This is a genomic window from Marinococcus halophilus, assembly GCF_900166605.1.
Lineage (GTDB): Bacteria > Bacillota > Bacilli > Bacillales > Marinococcaceae > Marinococcus > Marinococcus halophilus.
In genome coordinates, this window is record NZ_FVZD01000001.1 from 1 (window position 1) to 841 (window position 841).

Genomic DNA, 841 nt, shown 5'->3' on the forward strand with positions numbered 1-841 from the left:
GACGGGCCGGTCCGGTGGCAACAGCGAAGAGGTCCCACCCGTTCCCATGCCGAACACGGAAGTTAAGCTCTTCAGCGTTGATGATAGCCGGGGGCTCTCCCCCCGTGAAAGTAGATCGCTGCCGGGCATTTAAATATTCGTGGAGGATTAGCTCAGCTGGGAGAGCACCTGCCTTACAAGCAGGGGGTCGGCAGTTCGATCCTGTCATCCTCCACCATTAATATGAGCCATTAGCTCAGTTGGTAGAGCATCTGACTTTTAATCAGAGGGTCGGAGGTTCGAATCCTCCATGGCTCACCATGATTTTGCGGGAGTAGTTCAGTGGTAGAACACCACCTTGCCAAGGTGGGGGTCGCGGGTTCGAATCCCGTCTCCCGCTCCATTTATGCGCCCGTAGCTCAATTGGATAGAGCGTCTGACTACGGATCAGAAGGCTAGGGGTTCAAGTCCTCTCGGGCGCACCAATTATTTATTCAATAACGGGAAGTAGCTCAGCTTGGTAGAGCACTTGGTTTGGGACCAAGGGGTCGTAGGTTCAAATCCTGTCTTCCCGACCATCTAATATATTGGGGCCTTAGCTCAGCTGGGAGAGCGCCTGCTTTGCACGCAGGAGGTCAGCGGTTCGATCCCGCTAGGCTCCACCAAACTTTTTTTAAAAAAGTCATTGACGCTGTGAAGCACAGTTGATATGATATTAATTGTCGCTTTGAGCGGCAGATCGTTCTTTGAAAAGGAAAGACAAGCCAGAGCCCCAATCAAAAGCAACACTTTTTTAGGGCATCACTGATGCCACAGCATCAAACTTTTTACGGAGAGTTTGATCCTGGCTCAGGACGAACGC

At 51.7% G+C, this 841-nt stretch carries 6 tRNA genes and 1 rRNA gene; all 7 read left to right on the forward strand.

Going from position 1 to position 841, the window contains the following annotated elements:
* Window positions 1–10 precede the first annotated feature (10 nt).
* The 7 genes from rrf (at window position 11) to B5066_RS00035 (ending at window position 644) form a co-directional block, all read left to right on the forward strand.
* Window positions 11–127, forward strand: a 5S ribosomal RNA gene (rrf, locus tag B5066_RS00005).
* Window positions 128–141: 14 nt separating this feature from the next.
* A tRNA-Val gene (locus B5066_RS00010) sits at window positions 142–217 on the forward strand.
* Window positions 218–224: 7 nt separating this feature from the next.
* Window positions 225–300 (forward strand) — tRNA-Lys (locus B5066_RS00015).
* A gap of 7 nt (window positions 301–307) precedes the next feature.
* A tRNA-Gly gene (locus tag B5066_RS00020) sits at window positions 308–382 on the forward strand.
* A 5-nt stretch (window positions 383–387) separates the two neighbouring features.
* Window positions 388–464: transfer RNA gene (locus B5066_RS00025), tRNA-Arg, on the forward strand.
* Window positions 465–480: 16 nt separating this feature from the next.
* Window positions 481–557 (forward strand) — tRNA-Pro (locus B5066_RS00030).
* A gap of 11 nt (window positions 558–568) precedes the next feature.
* Window positions 569–644: transfer RNA gene (locus B5066_RS00035), tRNA-Ala, on the forward strand.
* The last annotated feature ends 197 nt before the right edge of the window (window positions 645–841 follow it).